Origin of the sequence: Microbacterium sp. zg.B48 (genome assembly GCF_024623505.1) — a bacterium.
Taxonomy (GTDB): Bacteria; Actinomycetota; Actinomycetes; order Actinomycetales; family Microbacteriaceae; genus Microbacterium.
Genome location: NZ_JANJFE010000013.1, coordinates 190096 through 209586 on the forward strand (window position 1 = coordinate 190096; position 19491 = coordinate 209586).

20 protein-coding genes are annotated in these 19491 nt (G+C 70.0%); 18 read left to right on the top strand and 2 right to left on the bottom strand.

Annotated features, from left to right (window positions below):
* The first annotated feature begins 35 nt into the window (after positions 1–35).
* The 6 genes from NQ152_RS10925 to NQ152_RS10950 are packed head-to-tail and all read left to right on the top strand — an operon-like array spanning position 36 to position 5996.
* Positions 36–1445, top strand: a complete 1410-nt coding sequence (locus NQ152_RS10925) for an aldehyde dehydrogenase family protein (protein ID WP_257503104.1) — start codon at positions 36–38, stop codon at positions 1443–1445.
* Between the two features lie 7 nt (positions 1446–1452).
* The gene (locus NQ152_RS10930; RefSeq protein ID WP_257503105.1) at positions 1453–2370 is read left to right on the top strand and encodes a fumarylacetoacetate hydrolase family protein; all 918 of its coding nucleotides are present in this window, start codon (positions 1453–1455) and stop codon (positions 2368–2370) included.
* Positions 2367–2816 (top strand): nuclear transport factor 2 family protein, encoded by a 450-nt coding sequence (locus NQ152_RS10935; protein WP_257523977.1) that lies wholly within the window; start codon positions 2367–2369, stop codon positions 2814–2816. Before NQ152_RS10930 ends, NQ152_RS10935 begins: the two co-directional genes overlap by 4 nt.
* A gap of 10 nt (positions 2817–2826) precedes the next feature.
* Entirely contained in the window at positions 2827–3780 is a 954-nt protein-coding gene (locus NQ152_RS10940) for a VOC family protein (RefSeq protein WP_257523978.1), read from the top strand.
* Positions 3781–3816: 36 nt separating this feature from the next.
* Positions 3817–4734 carry a 2-dehydropantoate 2-reductase gene (locus NQ152_RS10945; RefSeq protein WP_257523979.1) on the top strand — a complete coding sequence of 306 codons (918 nt, stop codon included), beginning with the start codon at positions 3817–3819 and terminating at the stop codon, positions 4732–4734.
* Positions 4731–5996: an alpha-hydroxy acid oxidase gene (locus NQ152_RS10950; protein ID WP_257523980.1), complete on the top strand. Its 1266-nt coding sequence runs from the start codon at positions 4731–4733 to the stop codon at positions 5994–5996. Before NQ152_RS10945 ends, NQ152_RS10950 begins: the two co-directional genes overlap by 4 nt.
* Before the next feature lie 39 nt (positions 5997–6035).
* Here the strand turns inward: NQ152_RS10950 and NQ152_RS10955 are convergent, their stop codons facing one another.
* Positions 6036–6497, bottom strand: a complete 462-nt coding sequence (locus tag NQ152_RS10955; protein ID WP_257503110.1) for a DUF3237 domain-containing protein — start codon at positions 6495–6497, stop codon at positions 6036–6038.
* Positions 6498–6542: 45 nt separating this feature from the next.
* Entirely contained in the window at positions 6543–7433 is an 891-nt protein-coding gene (locus NQ152_RS10960; RefSeq protein WP_257523981.1) for an NAD(P)-dependent oxidoreductase, read from the bottom strand.
* Positions 7434–7638: 205 nt separating this feature from the next.
* On the opposite strand from NQ152_RS10960, the gene NQ152_RS10965 reads away from it, so the two are divergent.
* From NQ152_RS10965 to dctP, 12 genes are all read left to right on the top strand, one after another.
* Complete coding sequence (locus NQ152_RS10965) at positions 7639–7776, top strand: hypothetical protein (protein ID WP_257503112.1); 138 nt, start codon at positions 7639–7641, stop codon at positions 7774–7776.
* Positions 7773–9176, top strand: coding sequence for an FAD-binding oxidoreductase (locus NQ152_RS10970; RefSeq protein WP_257523982.1), 1404 nt, complete (start codon positions 7773–7775; stop codon positions 9174–9176). The genes NQ152_RS10965 and NQ152_RS10970 overlap by 4 nt, the downstream gene beginning before the upstream one ends.
* Before the next feature lie 13 nt (positions 9177–9189).
* Positions 9190–9945 (top strand): SDR family oxidoreductase, encoded by a 756-nt coding sequence (locus NQ152_RS10975; RefSeq protein ID WP_257523983.1) that lies wholly within the window; start codon positions 9190–9192, stop codon positions 9943–9945.
* 43 nt (positions 9946–9988) lie between these two features.
* Positions 9989–11704 (top strand): dihydroxy-acid dehydratase, encoded by a 1716-nt coding sequence (locus NQ152_RS10980; RefSeq protein WP_257523984.1) that lies wholly within the window; start codon positions 9989–9991, stop codon positions 11702–11704.
* A complete protein-coding gene (locus NQ152_RS10985) occupies positions 11704–12567 on the top strand; it encodes an NAD(P)-dependent oxidoreductase (RefSeq protein WP_257523985.1) in 864 nt (287 codons plus the stop codon). The genes NQ152_RS10980 and NQ152_RS10985 overlap by 1 nt, the downstream gene beginning before the upstream one ends.
* A gap of 136 nt (positions 12568–12703) precedes the next feature.
* Positions 12704–13702, top strand: coding sequence for a thiamine pyrophosphate-dependent enzyme (locus NQ152_RS10990; protein WP_257503117.1), 999 nt, complete (start codon positions 12704–12706; stop codon positions 13700–13702).
* The gene (locus NQ152_RS10995) at positions 13699–14724 is read left to right on the top strand and encodes an alpha-ketoacid dehydrogenase subunit beta (protein ID WP_257523986.1); all 1026 of its coding nucleotides are present in this window, start codon (positions 13699–13701) and stop codon (positions 14722–14724) included. Before NQ152_RS10990 ends, NQ152_RS10995 begins: the two co-directional genes overlap by 4 nt.
* Positions 14717–15049: a biotin/lipoyl-containing protein gene (locus NQ152_RS11000; RefSeq protein ID WP_257503119.1), complete on the top strand. Its 333-nt coding sequence runs from the start codon at positions 14717–14719 to the stop codon at positions 15047–15049. The genes NQ152_RS10995 and NQ152_RS11000 overlap by 8 nt, the downstream gene beginning before the upstream one ends.
* Positions 15049–15801, top strand: a complete 753-nt coding sequence (locus tag NQ152_RS11005; RefSeq protein WP_257523987.1) for an alpha/beta fold hydrolase — start codon at positions 15049–15051, stop codon at positions 15799–15801. The genes NQ152_RS11000 and NQ152_RS11005 overlap by 1 nt, the downstream gene beginning before the upstream one ends.
* A gap of 100 nt (positions 15802–15901) precedes the next feature.
* On the top strand, positions 15902–16570 hold the full coding sequence (locus NQ152_RS11010; RefSeq protein WP_257503121.1) for a TRAP transporter small permease: 669 nt from the start codon (positions 15902–15904) through the stop codon (positions 16568–16570).
* Entirely contained in the window at positions 16567–18114 is a 1548-nt protein-coding gene (locus tag NQ152_RS11015) for a TRAP transporter large permease (protein ID WP_257503122.1), read from the top strand. The genes NQ152_RS11010 and NQ152_RS11015 overlap by 4 nt, the downstream gene beginning before the upstream one ends.
* Positions 18115–18207: 93 nt before the next feature.
* Positions 18208–19422, top strand: coding sequence for a TRAP transporter substrate-binding protein DctP (gene dctP, locus NQ152_RS11020; RefSeq protein WP_257503123.1), 1215 nt, complete (start codon positions 18208–18210; stop codon positions 19420–19422).
* Positions 19423–19491: the final 69 nt, after the last annotated feature.

Sequence of the window (19491 nt, forward strand, 5' to 3'; positions counted from 1 at the left end):
CCCGCCCGCCGACCGCCACGCACGAAAGGACGACCATGACCACGCAGACATCGGATCTTCTGGAGGCCATCTCGGTGGCACCCGAGGACGGGCGAGCCGTCCCGGATGCGGCGACCGGTGAGCCGATCGGCTACGTCCCGGCAACGACGCCGGCCGACCTGGACGACGCGGTCGCGACGGCGCGAGCGGCCCAGCCCGCGTGGGCCGCACTCGGGCACGCCCGGCGCAGCGAGCTCCTGCACGCGGCGGCCGATGAGATCGACGCGCATGCCGAGGAACTGGCCCAGATCATCGCGAAAGAGCAGGGCAAACCTCTCAACGGACTCGGCGCCCGCTTCGAAGCGGCCGGCTGCTCCGCCTGGATCCGGGGCGCCGCCGACCTGTCTCTGGAACCCGAGGTCCTCTTCGAGGCCGAGGGCACCAGATCGGAGCTGCACTATGTGCCGCTGGGCGTCGTCGGTGCCATCAGCCCCTGGAACTGGCCGGCCCTGATCGCGATCTGGCAGATCGCTCCCTCGCTGCGGATGGGCAACACCGTCGTCGCCAAGCCGAGCGAGTACACCCCGCTCAGCGTGATGGCGGTGGCGGAGCTGATGAACCGTCATCTCCCCCCTGGCGTGCTGATCGTCGCCCCGGGCGACCGCGAAGTGGGCGCGGCCATCGCCGCCCACCCCGGGATCGACAAGATCATGTTCACCGGGTCGACCAAGACCGGGCGGGAGATCGTCAAGAGCTCCTCCCAGAACCTCGCCCGTCTGACTCTGGAGCTCGGCGGCAACGATGCCGGCATCGTGCTGCCCGGAGCCGATGTCAAAGCGCTCGGCGAGAAGCTGTTCTGGGGGGCGTTCATCAACTCCGGTCAGACCTGTGCCGCTCTCAAGCGGCTCTACGTGCACGACTCGCTCTACGAGGAGGTCGTCACCGAGCTGGCGCGCCTGGCCGAGGCGACACCGCTGGGCCACGGCATGGACGAGGGCAGCGCGTTGGGACCGCTGTCCACCCGCCAGCAGTTCGACATCGTCTCCGAACTCGTCGCCGACGCGCGCGATCGCGGGGCGCGCATCGTCACCGGCGGGGAGGCCGCACCCGAGCTCGGCGCGCACTTCTACCGGGCGACGGTCGTGGCGGACATCGACGACGGGGCGCGGCTGGTCGCGGAGGAGCAGTTCGGACCGGTTCTGCCGATCGTGCGCTACACCGACCTCGACGCGGTGATCGCGCTGGCGAACGCATCCGACCAGGCCCTGGGCGCGTCCGTGTGGGGCGATCCGGAGCAGGCCCGGGCCATCGCGGAGCGCATCGAGAGCGGCACCGTCTGGATCAACCAGCACGGCACGATCAACCCCCTGGTGCCCTTCGGCGGCACCAAGGGCTCCGGGTACGGTCTGGAGTTCGGCGTGCACGGGCTGAAGGCCGTGGCCGGCACCAAGGTCATCACCGTCTGACCGCGCGATGAGATTCGGGACGATCGAGGACGGCGAGGGATCAGCAGTCGTCGTGCAATCCGCGCCGGACGAGGCGGTGGCGATGCCGTATCCAGACCTGGACACGATGCTGGGGGCACCGGAATCGGAGTGGCGGGCCGGCGCGGCGGCGGCGTTGGAATCCGGTGAGCGCCGGTCGGCGGCATCCCTGACGTGGCTGCCCCCGGTGCGGCGACCGGGAAAGGTGCTGTGCGTCGCCCTCAACAACAGCGCCAACCCGGACCGGATCATGCGCGGCCCGTCCACCCCGGCGATGTTCGTCAAGCCGTCGTCCTCGCTGGTGGGGCACAACCGCCCCATCGTGATCAAGGACGCCTACGGGCGGGTGCATCCCGAACCCGAGCTGGCGGTGATCATCGGGCGAGGCGGGACGGACATCGCAGCGGGGGACGCCCTGACGCACGTCTTCGGCTACACGATCATCAACGACCTGACCTCGCCGACCATGCGGGACGCGGACACCTTCCACTACCGGGCGATCCATCCCGACCCGGACAGCCCCGACGGCATCCGTTATGTGGACAGCTGGGTGAGTTATCCCGCCCGCTACAAGGGGTCCGATACCTTCGGTCCGCTCGGACCGTGGGTCACGACGCGCGATGAGATCCCGGATCCGCACGCGCTCCGGATCACCTGCTCGCACGAGGGCACGCTCGTCACCGACGACAACACGGCGAATCTGCGGTTCAGCGTGTCCGAGGTGATCTCCTTCGCCTCGCAGTACCTGACGCTGGAGGTCGGCGACGTGATCGCGATGGGGACGGCGCTGAAGCGGTCCGCCCGCGGCGGCGCGGTGCAGAACGTGGATCTGGCGCGTCTGGGCGGACTCATCGAGGTGTCGATCGAGGGGATCGGCACCCTGTCCAACCCGGTCCTCAAGCGATGACGGCGCTCAGCGCGGAGGCGAGGGGCGCGATCGGGGATCTGAACGCGCGCTTCGCGTGGGCGCTGGATCTGCACGATTTCGAGGCGCTGCGCAGCATCCTGACCCCGGACGTGCACTACGTCAGCGTCGGCAGGGAATTCCACGACGTGGAGTCCACCATCGCCTCGTTCCGCGCCAGGACGGCCACCCGCATGACGCGCCACGGACTGGGCAACCTCCTGCTGGAATCCGTGGCGGATGACCAGGTGCGCGGCCGCTCCAGCTGGCACACCTTCGCCAGCAACGACGACCCGCCCGGTCCCGGGGTCGCCCTGTTCATGGTCGCGGATTTCGCCGACCTCTACCGCCGGACTGCGCAGGGGTGGCGGATTGCGGAGCGCATCATCACCCCGGTGTTCCGCGACCCCGCGCTGGCGCCCGGCGCGCCGGCTTCGAGCCCGTCCTGAAGGAGCCCGCGTGTCCGATTCATCCCGTCACGAACTCGCCCATCTCGGCCACCATGCGCTGCTGACACCGAAACCCGACGAGACACTGGCGTACTTCGTCGATCTGCTGGGCATGGACGAGGTGGCCCACCACAACGGGTCGCACTACCTGCGCTCGTTCGGCGACTATGAACGGTGGAGTCTGAAGATCACACCCGCCGAGCACGCCGGCCTGGAATACGCCTCGTGGCGGACGGCGAGCGCGGCGGCGCTGGACCGCCGCGTCGCCTGGCTCGAGGCGAACGGCCACCCGGGCGCGTGGGTCGACCAGGATCTGAACGCAGGACGCGAGTACGAGTTCCGCGATCCGGACGGCCACGCATTCCGGCTGTACTTCGACACCGAAGGCTACGACGCGCCCGAGGGCAAACGTCCGGTGATCCCGGTGAACTTCCAGGCGTACGTCGGCCGCGGCGCGAACGTGCGGCATGTCGACCATCTCAATCTGCTGGCCCGGGACGTCCGCGCCAACCGCGAGTTCTGGGAGCGGGGCTTCGGTCTGCGAACCTTCGAGATCATCGAACTGCCCGACGGGGCGGAGGCGGGCGCCTGGATGAGCGCCACGATCCAGGGTCACGAGCTGATCTACACGCAGGAGCGCACCAGCGGCTCCGGGAGGCTCCATCACTTCGCCTACCTGGTCGACACCCGCGAGGAGGTGCTGCGCGCCGCGGAGATCTTCGCCGACGCCCGCATCTACATCGAGGCCGGCCCGTCCCGGCACACCGCCATCCAGGGTTTCTACCTCTATACGCGCGAGCCCGGGGGCAACCGCATCGAGGTCGCCAACGGGGGGTATCTCGTCTTCGCCCCCGACCGTGAGCCCTACGTGTGGACGGCCGAGGAGTGGGCCACGAAGCCGGGGTGGGGCGCGCCCATCCCGCCGGAGTTCCACATCTACGGCACGCCCGATGTCGCACAGTGACGCCGGCGGCGCGCACAGCCCATCGCAGGTGACGGCGTGAGGTCCGTCGCGATCCTGGGCGCCGGGGCGATGGGCCGCCTGTTCGCCGCGCGGCTGGCCGAGGCGGGGATCGATGTGACGCTCGTCGATGTGGATGCCGGACTGCTGCGCGATCTGGGCGACCGAGGCGTCCGCCTCGAAGACGACGCCGGAGTGCGCGAGGTCGCCGTGCGGGTCTCGCCTGCCCACGAGCTGAGCGGCACCGCGCAGCTGTACGTCATCTTCACCAAGGGCATGCACACCCGCTCCGCCGTGGCATCGATCGCCGGCATGGCAGGCGCGGGCGCCGGCGTGCTCACTCTGCAGAACGGGCTGGGCAACCCGGAGATCATCGCCGAGGCCTTTCCCGCCGATCGGATCATCAAGGGGGTGGCTTCCCTGCCTGCGGATGCCGAGGGCACGACAGGTGTCCGCTCGCTCGGGAAGGGCCATCTCGACGTGGGCGCGTTCGCCGCCGGCGGGGAGGCGTGGGCCGGGGAGGTCGCCGAGGTCCTGGCATCCGCCGGCTTCGATGTCCGGCTCCCCGCCGACATCGACGCGGCGATCTGGGAGAAGCTGGCGTTCAACACCGCCCTGAACGTACCGGCCGCCCTGACCGGCCTGAGCAACGCCGGGATGGACAACCCGCCCGGCCGCCGAGTGATCACCCGCCTCGTGGACGAGGTGCTCGCCGTGGCCCACGCGCAGGGCGTCTCCGCCGACGGTGCGAGGATCCACGCAGCGATCGATCATGCACTCGTCGCGCACGCAGACCACCGCGCCTCCATGCTGCAGGACGTCATCGCGGGCCGTCCCGCCGAGATCGAGTCCATCCCCGGCGCCGTGCTGGAACGAGCCCGGCGTGCGAAGCTGCCCGTGCCCGTGCTGGAGTCCTTCACCGATGCGCTGCGCATGGCCGCGGGAGGGCGGCGATGAGCCCACACCGTGCGGTGCCGTCGATCCGCGAAGCGGCGCGGATGGTGCGGCTGGGCGAGGGTCCCCCGCGCCGGTCCGTCCGATCGGCGGCGGACATCGCCGACCTGCGCGAGCGGGCGCGCCGGCGGCTGCCCGGACCGGTCTTCGACTATCTGGACGGCGCCGCCGGCAACGAGGTCGCCTCCGTTCGCAACCGCGACGCCTTCGACCGGGTGCGACTGGTCTCGCGCGTCCTCCGCGACGTCAGCGTCGTGGACACCACGACGGACATGCTCGGACGTCCCGCCGCCGCACCCGTCATCCTCGGACCCATCGGTCTGACTCGCGTGTTCCACCCGGAAGGCGAGGCGGCGGTCGCGCGGGTCGCCGCGGCCCACGGCATCCCGGCGGCGCTGTCCACCATGGCCTCGACCTCGCCCGAGGCGTTCGCGCAGGCGGCGCCCGCGCTGGACCGCTGGTTCCAGCTGTACCTCTGGCGCGACCGGGACGCCGCACGGACGATCATCGAGCGGGCCCGCCGGGCGGGCTTCCGGGTGCTCATGCTCACCGTCGATGTGCCGGTCGCGGGAGAGCGGCTGCGGGACGTCCGCGCCGGATTGCAGTTCCCGCCGAGCGTGCCCCTGCGCACCGCGATCGGGTTCGCGCGCCACCCGCGCTGGGTATGGCGGGTCCTCACCTCGGAGCCGATCGGCTTCGCGACCGGCGGTGGACCGCGCGGGGATTTCGTCGCCCAGACCAACGCGCTGCTGGATCCGGCCGTGACCTTCCGCGACCTGGAATGGCTGCGGAGCCTGTGGGAGGGCCCCATCGTGGTGAAGGGGGTGCTGTCCCCCGCCGACGCCGTGGCGCTGCGCGAGCACGGGATGGACGGACTGGTGGTCTCCAACCACGGCGGGCGTCAGCTGGAAGGCGCGATCGCACCGGCTGAAGCGCTGCCGGCGATCCGTGCGGCCGTCGGACCGGACATGTTCGTCGCGGTGGACGGCGGCATCCGTTCCGGCGCGCACGTCGCCGCAGCGCTCGCCCTCGGCGCGGATGCCGCCCTGATCGGCCGGGCGTATCTGTACGGACTGGCCGCCGGCGGCGAAGCGGGCGTCGACCAGGCGCTGAGGATCCTCGAGTCCGGGCTGCGCCGGACCCTCGCGTTGCTGGGTGCCGCCTCGACGGGTGAGGTGACCGGCGGGATGGCCCGGGTGGATTCCCGTCTCCGCACTCCCGCGGAGGGGCATCAGAGTCGATTCGCAGTGCGCAGCTCAGGATGACGGAGCGTGCGCTGACCTGGCGCTCTCCGCCCGCACGCGCTACGTGACGCGGTAGGCGCGGTACCGGACCGCATCGGCTGCGCGGATCGCCGAGGCGACGAAGATCGCGCTCTGCAGATGGAGCAGGCGCGGCGCCGAGGTCTCCAGGTACACCGCCACCCGGAAGTAGTAGCGACTCGGGTCGACGGCATCCCCCCGCAGGAGCGCCTCCAGGACGGCCGGGTCGCCGCTGCGCACCCCCGACGTGCGCAGATGCACGAACTCGCCCTGCGGAGTCCGGGCGGTGTAGCGGGTGTCGATGTCGACGGATCCGTCCGGCCGCACGACCTGCCAGTCGGCGCCGCCAGGAAGTATCTCGGCGTCGAAGAGTCCGCGCACGGTACCGCCGGCGATCGGGATGACCCGGCGGTGCCCGGCACGGGTCATGCCGTGATCCTGCAGCGGACCCAATGTCGCGTCCACGTCGAATGCCGGTTCCAGTCCGGGCGTCGGTGCATCCATCGTCCCCTCCGATCTGCGTGCGTCCGAGGGTGCGAACGCGCAGGGTCAGCGCGTCTCGCCGCTCCAGAAGCGGTGTGCCGCGGTGTGGTCCACGCCCCCGAGGGCGTCCAGCGCGTCCTCGAAGCTCGACGCTACCGCCTCGCACACCGGCGCATCGCGCCCCATGCCGCGCTGCAGGTCGCGCGCGATGCGGATGTCCTTCGTGATCAGGGGCAGGGAGAAGCCGCTGGCGTACTTCTCAGCGACGACGTGCGGCCCGAAGACGTGCGTCGATGAGAAGCTCTGGCCCGTCGAATCGTTGAGGATGTCGATCATCAGCTGCGGGTCCAGGCCGAACTGCCGTCCCGCGATCAGAGCCTCCGACGTGGCGGCGAACGCGGCGCCGGCCACGAAGTTGTTCAGCGCCTTCATCGCGTCGCCCGTGCCCAGCCCGCCGGTGCGGTACACAGACCGGCTCATCGGCTCCACCACCCGTTCGGCCAGGGCCGCGGCATCCTCGTCGTCGGCGCCCATCATGATCGCCAACGTCCCGTCGGCCGCCCGAGGCACACCTCCGGAGACCGGGGCATCGACCAGGCGGACACCGAAGGCGGCAAGCGCACGCCCGGTCGCCACGGTCTCGGTGGGGTCGGATGAGCTCATGTCGACCACCACGGTCCCCTGGCGCAGCGGGATCCGCAGTGCACCGTCGCCGTTCAGGAACACGGACCGCACGATCGCGCTGGTGGGCAGCATGGTGACGATCACGTCGCACGCGGCCAGCTCCGCCGGGTCCACGACCCCGGCGACGCCGAGCTCGGATGCCACGGTCCGGGTGCGGTCGGCGTCCGCGTCGTAGACGCGGAGGCCGACCCCGGCGCGCGCGAGATTGCGTGACATGGGTGTGCCCATCATCCCGAGACCCACGAAGCCCACCTGAAGAGTCTTGTCATCCACCATCGCTGCGTACTCCCGATTCGTGCGTGCTGCGGGCCGCGACGGCGCGACACCGCCGCGCAGGCACCGACCTCCTCCGCTCAGTGTGTGCCACCGGTCCCGCTCCGGACTTGTCCATCGGCGCACAGCTGTGCCTCCCCTGCGCAGGCCGGCCCGCGGGTCCGCGGCTTTCCGGTCCGGCCGGGCCACCATGGAGATGTCACCTGTGGAAAGGCCCGAGATGCACAAGCTGGTCGTCCTGTACCCGCACCCCGCCGATACGGGTGCGTTCGAGCGCTACTACCGGGCGACTCAGGGCACCCTCGTCCTGGACTACGAGACCGAGACGCCGCCGCACCGATGACATCCGGTGTGGACGGGCCGCCGATTCCCGACGACCTCTCGGACCGGCGCACCCGCGTGCGCGCCGAACTGGGGCGGATGCTGCACGGCCGTCTCCTGCTGCACCCGGACCAGATCGCGCCGTACGCCCGGGACGCGTCGGTCGCGCGGCCCGAAGGACCGGCGGCGGCCGTGGTGGAGGCGGCCGACACCGCCGACATCGTGACCACACTGCGCTGGGCGCATCACGCGCGGGTGCCCGTGTCCGTCCGCGGGAGCGGGACGGGAACGGCCGGCGGCGCCGTCGCCTACCCGGGCGGGATCGTCGTGTCGACCGCGGCGATGAACCGCATCCTCTCCATCGATCCGGTCGACCGTATCGCCGTCGTCGAACCGGGAGTGATCACCGCCGACCTCGACGCGGCGGCTCGCGCCCACGGACTGTTCTTCGCCCCCGATCCGGCCAGCTCCCGGCACTGCACCGTGGGGGGGAACATCGCCACCAACGCCGGGGGGCTGCGTGCGCTGGCCCACGGGGTCACCCGCGAGTCGGTCGCTGCTCTGCAGGTCGTGCTCGCCGACGGCAGAGTGCTGCGGACGGGTTCCCGCACCCGCAAGAACGTCACCGGGCTGGATCTGACGAGCCTGTTCGTCGGCTCGGAGGGAACGCTCGGCGTGATCACCGAGGCCACCGTCTTCCTCGCCCCCGTGCCGCGGGGCACGTCCTGTTCGTTCCGCGCGTCCTTCGCCACGCTCACCGCAGCCGCCGACGCCGTCGGCGCGATCTCCCGCGGGCCGCTGGTGCCCGAGGTGCTGGAACTGCTGGACGCGAGCAGCGTCCGGATGATCGAGGCGTACCGCGCGGGCGACCTGCGCACCGACGGCGTCTCCGCCCTCCTGGTGGGGCAGACCGTCGGCCCGTCCGCCCGCGCGGCCGCCGAGAGCATGGTGGCGCTGTGCCTGAGTGAGGGAGCGACGGACGCCTCGATCGCAGAGGGCGACGAGCTCCTCGACGCACGGCGGCTCGCCCATCCCGCCCTGACCGCGCACGGGCTGCGGATGGGATGCGACGTCGCGATCCCCCTGGGAGCGTTGGCCGCGGTCCTCGCCGGCATCCAGGAGATCGCGCGCCGCCATGACCGCGCAATCGCGACCGTCGCGCATGCGGGCGACGGAAACCTCCACCCGACGGTCGAGGCGGAGGACACCCCGGACGGATACGCCGCCGCGAAGGCGGTGGTGCACGCGATCACCCGGCTGGCCCTGTCGGTGGGGGGCGTGGTGACCGGAGAGCACGGTGTCGGATCGGTGAAGTATGAGGAGATGACCTGGCAGCTGGACCCGGTCGCATTGGACACGCAGCGCAGGATCAAAGCCGCCCTGGATCCCCGGGCGATTCTGACCCCGGGTCGCGGACTATAACGTGGGAGATCTCATGCAGGAAACGCCGCGGCGCGCGATCGTGACCGGTGCCGGAAGCGGCATCGGCCGTTCCGTCGTGGACGCACTCGTGCGTCGAGGGGACATCGTCTGGGGGTGCGATGTCGGCGAAGCCGCCGACCGCGACCTTCCCGGCGTGACCATGCGGCGGTGCGACATCGCGGACCGCACGGCGGCGCGCGCGTTCGTGGCAGAAGCGGTCGCGGAGATGGGAGGACTGGACGTCCTGGTCGACAACGTCGGCATCGGCGGTCCCACGGCGCCGATCCAGGACATCTCCGAATCCGACTGGCGTCGCGTCATGCAGGTGAATCTGGACGGCACGTTCTGGGTCACCCAGGCCGCCGTGCCCGCCCTCATCGAATCCCGCTGCGGCGCGATCGTGGTGATGTCATCGCTGGCCGGGCGGGTCGGGTACCCGCAGCGGCTCGCGTACGCGACGAGCAAGTGGGGCCTGATCGGTTTCGCCAAGACGCTCGCACTGGAGCTGGGTGAGTTCGATGTCACGGTCAACGCCGTGCTCCCCGGTGCGGTCGCCGGCGAGCGCATGCAGCAGGTGCTGGCCGGACGGGCCGAGCGCAGCGGGCGGTCGCTCGCGCAGGAGCGGGATGCCGCGCTGGCGAACCAGTCCCTGAAGCGTTTCGTCACCGCAGACGAGATCGCGGGCCTGATCGCATTCCTGACCTCCGATGCGGGGCGGTCGATCAGCGGCCAGGCATTGTCCATCGACGGCGATTCCAAAGGAGCCTGATCCGACGGAGCGGGGCTCTGCCGGCGGCGCGAAGGGAACAAGGATGTCCCAGGAACACATACATCGGCTCGATGGGCGGATCTTCGGGGATCCGGGCGCGGACGGCATGGTGCATCGCGCGTTCCTGCGCGCCGAGGGGTACAGCGCCGAGCAGGTGCGCCGGCATCCCATCATCGGGATCTGCACGAGCTGGAGCGAGCTGAATCCGTGCAATTCGGGTTTCCGGGAGCTCGCCGCCGCTGTCAAGCGCGGCGTCGAGGCCGCCGGGGGGCTAGCACTGGAATTCCCGACGATCTCGGTGAGCGAGCCGTTCAGCCGGCCCTCCTCGATGTACCTGCGCAACCTCCTCGCGATCGATGTCGAAGAGACGATCCTGGCGTCGCCGATCGACGGCGTCGTGCTTCTGGGCGGGTGCGACAAGACGGTTCCGGCGGTGCTGATGGGCGCGATCAGCGCGGGCACGCCGGCGGTGCTGGTCACGGGCGGGCCACGACCGGTCGCCTGCTGGAAGGGCGCACCGACGACCGTCGAGGCGCAATGGGACATCATCGACCGACGTCGGGTGGGCGAGATCAGCGACGCGGACTGGGCGGAATTCGAGGGCGTCATCCACGCCGGTCCCGGCACCTGCAACGTCATGGGCACCGCGACGACCATGGCCGCGATCGGCGAGCTGCTCGGCTTCGCACTGCCCGGTTCCGCCCTCGCGCCCGCCGCGGCACCCGAGCGTCAGTCGATCGCCGAGGCCAGCGGCCGGCTGATCGTGCAGGTCGTCTCGGGGGGCATCGCACCTCGCGCGCGGATCACCATGGCGTCCCTCGAGAACGCGGTGCGGGTGACCTGCGCCCTCGGCGGCTCGACGAACGCGCTCATCCACCTCGAAGCGATCGCCGGTCGGGCAGGCCTGCGGATCGGACAGGAACGGCTCCGGGAATGGTCCAGCTCGACGCCCTTCATCACGGACGTCAAGCCGAACGGACGCGCGCTGCTCAGCGACCTGGACGCCGCGGGCGGGGTCCCGGCTGTCGCTGCGGGCATACGCCACCTGCTGCACGAGCAGGAGCTCACCGCGGACGGGCGCAGCTGGGGTGACGTGTTCGACGGGGTCGCGCCCCGGATCGGCGACGGCCCGATCGCCGATCCGGCTGAACCCCTCACTCCGGACGGCGGAATATGCGTGTTGCGCGGGTCACTCGCGCCGAACGGCGCTGTCATGAAGCTGGCCGGCGCCGCTACCGGCAAACGTCGCCACCGCGGAAGGGCGATCGTGTTCGACGGTGTCGCGGACATGTGGTCCAAGATCGACCGCGAAGACCTGGACGTGGACGCGGACTCCGTGCTCGTGCTCCGCGGCGTGGGCGTCCAGGGCGGCCCCGGCATGCCGGAGGTGGGGCACGTGCCCATCCCCGCCAAACTCGTCCGGCTCGGCGTCGCCGACATGCTGCGCGTGACGGACGCCCGGATGAGCGGCACCTCCAGCGGCAGCGTCGTCCTGCACGTCTCTCCCGAAGCCGCGGTCGGCGGCCCGTTGGCGTACGTGCGCGATGGCGATGAGATCGAACTGGACACGCACGCCGGCCGGCTGGACCTGCTGGTGCCGCCCGGCGAACTGGCCGCGCGCCGGCCGGTGACGGTGGGCATCGCACCGCCGCGGCGTGGCTGGGGCCGTTTGTACGCCGAGCATGCGCTCCAGCCCGACGAGGGCTGCGACTTCGACTTCCTCGTGGACGAGGATCTCCGCGAGCGGGAGGCCCGGTGATGACGAGGATCGGCTTCACCGGTGTCGGAGCGATGGGTGCGCCGATCGTGCGCAATCTGCTCTCCGCCGGCCATGACGTGAAGATCTGGGGGCGCTCCCCGGCGGCGCTGGAGCCGCTGCTCGGGGCGGGGGCCACGCGTGCTGACGAGCTCGCAGACGTGGCCGACCAGGATGTGGTCCTCGGGTGTCTGCTGGACGGCACGGCCATCGAGGAGGTTTATCTCGCCGGGCTGCTCCGCCACGCGCGACCGGGACAGCTCTTCGCCGATCACGGCACGTATTCACCGCTGCTGGCCGAGCGGGTCGCCGCGGCATTCGCGGAGCGCGGCGCGTACTACCTGGACGCGCCCGTCTCGGGTGGGCCGATGGGCGCCGAGGCGGGCACCCTGGTCTGCGCGGTTGGCGGCGAAGCCGCGGGCGTCGACCAGCTGCGCCCGATCGCCGAGGCCTACACGCAGCGCGTGGCCCATCTCGGCGGCCCCGGTCGCGGGCTCGCCCTGAAGCTCATCAACAACTTCCTCGTCTCGATCAACTTCGTCGCCGCTGCCGAGACCGCCTGGCTCATCGAACGACTGGGGCTGGATCCGGCATCCGCACAGGCCATCCTGTACGGCGGTCTCGCCGACGGCGCCACACTGCGGCAGGGCCTGACCAAGGCGCTCGCGCACGACTACGAGGCGGGCGGGATGCCGCTCGGCGGCCTGGTCGAGGTGCAGCGCAACATCGCCGAGCTCCTGGAGAGCGTGGACTTCCGCTCCGGCCTGTTCCCCTACACGCGGGAGGTGTTCACCACCGCGTCCGAGAGCGAGTTCGCCCAGCACCCGTCGGCGCTGACGAGGTGGATCCCCGGCGCACCGGACTGAACCGCACGCTATGCTGACCGTTGTCAGGCGGCATCGGCGCCGCCTGTGCCTGAAAAAGAGGCACGGAATCCGGCTCTCCGGTGCGACAGATATCGGTCCTTCGATCGGCTTATCGTCCACAGAATGAGGTGCCGCCGTGCCTGAACCGACCCGCGAGCAAGAACGCGAGCTGTACACCTGCGTGATACGCGCCCGTGCACTGGACGTCGAGCTCGTCCGCTGGCATCGGCAGGGGATCATTCCCGGCTTCCCGCCGTCGATCGGCCACGAAGCGACGCAGGTCGGAGCTGCCGCAGCGCTGGATCGAACCCGGGACTTCGTCTTTCCGATGTACCGGGAACTGGGGCTCGCCCTCGCGATGGGGGTCGACATCCTCGGCTACCTCGGAAACCACAACGGCGACTGGAACGGCGGATCCTTCGATCCCGTCGCGTCGCGCTTCACCCCCATCCAGTCCGTCGTCGGCTCGAACGGACCGCACGCGGTCGGTTGGGCGCTCGGGCAGAAGATCGACGGGCGCGACGGAGTCGCCCTCGCCTGCATCGGCGACGGCGGCACCAGCCAGGGCGACACGCACGAGGCGATGAATTTCGCGGGGGTGTGGAAGCTTCCCGTGGTGTTCCTGGTCAGCAACAACCAGTGGGCGATTTCGGTGCCGCTGGCCGAGCAGGTGGCCGGGGGCTCCATCGCGGCCCGCGCCGCCGGGTACGGCTTCCCGGGCGTGGCCATCGACGGCAACGACCTGCTGGCGGTCCGCGCCGCGGTGATGGACGCGGTGGAGCGCGCGCGACGCGGTGAGGGGCCGACGCTGATCGAATCCCGCATCTACCGACGCGGACCGCACGCGACATCGGATGATCCCGGGCGGTACCGCACCCTCGAGGACGAACGCCGGGACGCCGGTGAGGACCCGGTCATCCGCTACCGGCGCAGCGCGCTGGAGCGGGACATCATCGACGAGTCGTTCGTCGCCGAGGTGGACTCCGAAGCCGCCGTCTGGCTGGAGGGCATCCGCAGCTACCTGACCACCCTTCCACCCCGTGGGGGCGAGACGCTGTTCGAGAACGTGTACGCGGAGCTCACCGACGACCTGGTCGAGCAGCGCGACGCCTGGGCCCAGGACGCTCGCGCATGACCGCCACGATGCGTGCCGACTCGGACGGGACGAGCAGGACCACGCAGACCCTCTCCGTGCAGCAGGCGCTGAATCGCGCTCTGGCCGACGAGCTGGAAGCCGACCCCCGGATGCTCGTCTTCGGCGAGGATGTGGGCGTTCTGGGTGGAGTCTTCCGCGTCACCGACGGATTGCAGGCGCGATTCGGACCGGTACGGGTCTTCGACACGCCGCTGGCGGAGTCGGCGATTCTGGGCACCGCCGTCGGCCTGGCGATCGCTGGATTCCGCCCTGTTCCGGAGGTCCAGTTCGACGGATTCGCATACCCCGCGTTCGACCAGATCGTCTCCCAGGTCGCGCGATACCGGTATCGCAGTCGCGGCCGGCTTCCGATGCCGATCACCCTGCGCGTTCCCAGCTACGGCGGCATCCGCGCTCCGGAGCTGCACGGGGAGAGCACGGAGGCCTTCTGGGCGCACGTGGCCGGCCTGAAGGTGGTCAGCCCCTCGAACGCGCACGACGCCTATCACCTGCTGCGCGCGTCGATCCAGGATCCCGACCCGGTGATCTTCCTCGAGCCGAAGTCGCGCTACTGGCAGAAGAGCGAGGTGGACCTGGCGAGATCCGGGGGCGTCCGGGGGGCGAGGATCGTCCGTCCGGGCACGCACCTGAGCATCCTGAGCTGGGGGGCGATGGTCGATCGGGCACTGCGCGCGGCCGACATCGCGGCCGAGGACGGCGTCGAGACCGAAGTGGTCGACCTGCGGTGGCTCTCCCCCATCGACACCGCCACGATCGCCGAGTCGGTCGGCCGCACCCGGCGCGCGGTGGTCGTACACGAAGCGGCGCGGACCGCGGGCCTCGGAGCCGAGGTCTCGGCGCGGATCACCGAGCGGCTCTTCGACAGGCTTCGCGCGCCGGTGCAGCGCGTGACCGGTTACGACGTCCCGACCCCCTCCGGCGCCCTCGAGGACGAGCAGATTCCGAGTGTCCATCGCATCCTGCTCGGGATGCAACGAGTGCTGGAGTACCGCCGTGGCTGAACTGTCCTTCCCCCTGCCCGACCTCGGTGAGGGGCTCGAGGATGCTGTCATCCTGGAGTGGCATGTGCGGGTCGGGGACCTGGTCGAGCGCAACGACGTGCTGGTCGAGGTGGAGACCACCAAATCCGCGGTCGAACTCCCCTCACCCGTCTCGGGTGTGGTCGCGCGACTGGGCTCGCAGGAGGGCGAGTCTGTTCGGGTCGGCGACCCCCTCATCACCTTCGAGGTCGCCGACGAGACGGCCGGCATCGTGGGCACGATCCCGGCCGCGGACGAGACACCGGTCCGGCGGGTGGCGCTGCGTCCACCCGATGACGAGGACTGATGCCGACGGTCCAGTCCGGCGGGGTGCCCATCTCGTGGGATGACGTGGGCTCCGCGGACGGCCGGCCTGTTCTTCTGGTGCATGGATTCGCGTCGAATGGTGCACAGAATTGGCGACGAACCGGGTGGGACACCGCCCTGCACGAGGCCGGACTGCGCGGGATCGTCGTCGATCTGCGCGGTCACGGCAACAGCGGTCGGCCGCCGGGCGCGGAGCACTACCGCCACGAGCTCTTCCTCGCCGACCTCGTCGCCGTGCTGGAGGCACTGCACCTGGATCGGGTCGGATACCTCGGCTACTCGTTCGGGGCACGGCTCGGCTGGGACCTCGCCATCGCCCACCCGCGGCGGATCGGGCCCCTCGTGCTCGGCGGCTTCGCATCCGATTCGCCCTTGACCGATTTCGACCTGGATGCCGCGCGAACCGCCACTTTCCGGGGCACGGCGATCACCCACCCGCCGACCGCGGCGCTGATGCGGATGGCCGCGCTGGTCCCCGGCAACGATCTGTCCCGCCTGATGGACGTCGTCGAAGGCATCCGCGCGGACGCGCTGCCGCCGCTCCGGCACGGAGCGGCACCCGCCACGCCGACGTGCATCGTCAACGGCGAACGCGACACGATCGCCGCCGGCGGCGATGCGCTCGCCCGCGCCATCGGCGCGGAGTACGTCTCGCTGCCGGCCCGCTCGCACACCAGCGCCGTCTCGTCCCGCCGGTTCAAGGAGGCCGCGACGGCGTGGCTGAAACGTTGATTCGTGTCCCGAGGAATCCGTCGCGACCGCTGCGCCGGTGCGGTAGCGTCATGCTCCTTGAAGCTTCGGGTCGACACCGAGCGACTAGGAGGGCTCGACGATGAGTGCACCAGGACTGAAGGACGACCCCATCCCCGTCGTGGAGAACGTGGTGGTGTGGACCGCTGCGGTATCGGCCATCATCGCGACGCTCGCGACGCTGGGAATCGTCGCCGCGTTCGTCTCGTCGGTGGTCGCCAGGTGGTTCGGTCAGCCGTTCGACGTGACGAACACGGTCAGCGGTCTGCTGGTGACGGCCACCTTCGCGGGGATGGCATGGACGACGGTCCGCGGCGAGCAGGTCTCCGTCCAGGTCGTCACGGAGCGACTCGGCCCGAAGGCGAACCACATCCTCGACATCGTGATCTGGGCGCTGGCCAGCGGCTACCTCGTGTGGCTGCTGTGGGCATCCGTGGAGCGGGCCATCGGGCGGACCTGGCCGGTGCCCGAGACGGTCATCAACGGCGTCGGTCTGACTCCCCTGTGGCCTTGGCGCTGGGTGTTCGCGGCCGCGCTGGTGCCGTTCCTGCTGGTCGTGCTCCTGAACCTGCTGCGGGCGCTCCGAGGTCGACGGCCCTACGACGATGTCATGCAGTTCGATGACGCGCCGGTGAGCGCCCCGGGTGTGCTCACCGACCGAGAGGCGCTGCGAGCAGCGAGTCTCGCCGAGCACGAGCTCTCGTTCGACGGCGCCCGGTCACCTGAAGCGGAAGGGGACGAGCGCCGATGATCGACTCGACTTTGGCGATCTGGATCACCCTCGCCTTGATGTTCCTGCTCTTGGCGATCCGGGTGCCCATCGGCTTCGCACTCGGAATCTCCGGGGCGCTCGGCCTGATGATGGTCAAGACGCCCACCGTGGCGGTCTCGGTGATGGTCAACGAGACGTTCCAGAACTCCTACAGCTTCACGCTGACGATCATCCCGATGTTCATGCTGGTCGGCCTGTTCGCCGTCCGGGCGCGGATCGCGGAGTACGCCCTCGAGATCGCCGCCTACTTCACCCGCAACCTGCCGGGCGGCCTCGGCGTGGCGACGGTGATCGCCGCGGCCGGGTTCTCGGCGGTGTCCGGATCGTCGATCGCGAAGGTCGCGACCATGTCGAAGCTCGCGGTCCCCGAGATGCGCCGACACGGCTATCCCGCCGGGCTGGCCACCGGCATGGTGGCGGTCGCCGGGACGGTGGGCATCCTCATCCCCCCGAGCACCTTCATCGTCATCTACGCGGTGATCACGAACACCTCCGTGGCCCCCATGCTGGTGGCCGGTCTCATCCCGGTCGCCATCTCCTTCCTGGGCTACGTGGTCTACATCATGGCGATCGGGTCTCGCCGGGTCGGCGTGGAGAAGCTCCGCAAGCCCGAGGATCTCAACTTCATCGCCTCCTTCGAATCGCTGCAGCAGGAGACCAGGGCACGGGCCGCCGTCGAGGGCAACACCCGACGCACGGACACCGGAACGCTCACGATGAGCATCGGGCTGAGCGCGAAGACGAAGAACTGGCGCAACCTCCCGTGGCGCGGCGTCGTCTACGTGGTGGTGCTGGCGACCGTGATCATCGGCGGCATCTTCTCCGGCCTGTTCACACCGACCGAGTCGGCCGCGTTCGGTGCGGTCGTGTCGGTGATCATCCTCATCATCGAACGGCGCAAGCTCGGGCCGAAGGGCTTGAGCATCCAGATCCGCGATTCCCTGCTGGATACCGCCGCGACCACGTCGATGGTCTTCTTCATCATCTTCGGGTCGGTGATCTTCTCGCGGTTCTTCGTCCACGCGGGCGTCACCAACGGGATCAAGCAGGCCGTCGGCGAGTGGGACCTGGACCCGCACATCCTGATGGCCATCCTCCTGATCTGCCTCATCCCGCTCGGGATGTTCCTGGAGGAGATGTCGCTGCTGCTGCTGAGCGTTCCGATCATCCATCCGATCGGCATGGCTCTGGCGACGAGCTTCTTCCCCAACGCGCCCACGCAGGCCGCTGCCGAGCTTCTGATGAGCATCTGGCTGGGCATCCTCATCATCAAGCTGATGGAGATCGGCATGGTCATGCCGCCCGTCGGGATCAACTCGTTCGTCGCCGCGGGGGTGGCCAGAGTCCGCAGCGGCACCGTCTTCGTCGGCATCCTGCCGTTCATCGTGGTCGATCTCGTCGTCCTGGTGATCCTCTACCTGTGGCCGGAGCTGAGCCTGTGGCTGCCCTCATTCGTATCCGACGCCGTGAATGCGGCACTCAACGGCATACCGGCCGAGATCCCCACGATCCCTGCACCATGACCGCGCCCGCACGTCGCGCCACGAGCGCTCCAAGGAGCTGATACCGGCTCACCGTCCCGATCACACCTACACAACACACCAAGGAGAACACCGATGTTTTCACCAAATCAACGACGACTGCTGACCGGCGTCGCGGTCGCAGTGACGGCGGCGGCCGTTCTCGCGGGCTGCAGCAGCGGCACGCCGTCGGGCGGCTCCGGGGAGGAGACCGGCGGCGGCTATTCGGAGGGTCAATGGGAGGTCACCATCACCTCCGTCGCCGCCGATCAGTCGGTTCTGCGACCCGGGCAGGAGTGGTACATGGACCAGGTCGAGGAACGCACCGACGGTGCGATCACGTTCAACCGCACCACCGCGAACGAGATCTGCGCGCAGGCCGACCAGTACGCCTGCCTCGAGGACGGCAGCGCCCAGCTGCTGGTCACAGTGCCCAACTACCAGCCGTCCATCTTCGTGACCAACTCGCTCCCGGAGATCACCTTCGGTCCGACGAACTCGGCCGCGATCACCGCGGCGATGGCGGAGCTGACCGCGACGAACGAGGACGTGAAGGCGTTCCTGGATGCCAAGAACCTGTACTCGGTCTCGACGTGGTCGGTGGGCAACCTGCTGGTCGGATCGAATGTGCCGCTGGAAGGTCCGGACGATCTGAAGGGACTCACGATGCGCACCGCCGGCACCATCGCGGCTCCGAACCTCGCCGCCGCCGGCGTCATTCCCACGCAGGTGACCGCCGACGAAGCGTACAACTCGTTCTCGACAGGTCTGGTCAGCGCGGCGGCGGGCGCGATGGACTTCGTCGTGGCCTGGAAGCTCGGCGAGGTGCTGAAGTACTGGGTCGACCCGGGGCTGGGCGTGTACTCCGAGTTCGCGATGTACTGGGCGAAGGACTACTACGACGAGTTCCCGGACGACATCAAGGCGACGCTCGAAGAGGTCGCCGACGAGCTGAACTCCGGCGCCGAGATCGAGGTCTGGAAGAACGGCTACGACAGCGCGGACGGAACGCACTTCGTCGGCACCGATGAGCAGTGCGAGATGATCTCGAGCATCCCGAACGTGCAGAGCCTGACCGCGTGGGACGAGGACGCCGTCGCCGACTTCAAGGAGCTCGGAGCGCTGGTGGACGGCCAGACCTACACCAACGACGAGCTCTGGGTCCGCAACGCGACCGCTGCGGGGCTCAGCAACGCGGAGGGTGTCCTGGACGACTACAAGGCGCTGATCAAGAAGTACGAGGCCGAGTACGACGACCCGGCGCTGTCCGTCGACCCGGTGACCTCGTGCATCGAGAGCTTCAACGGCTAGCGGACGTTCCCGCAGGAGGCCGCCATCCGCACGGGTGGCGGCCTCCTGTCGTCCGCCCCGGACTCGTGG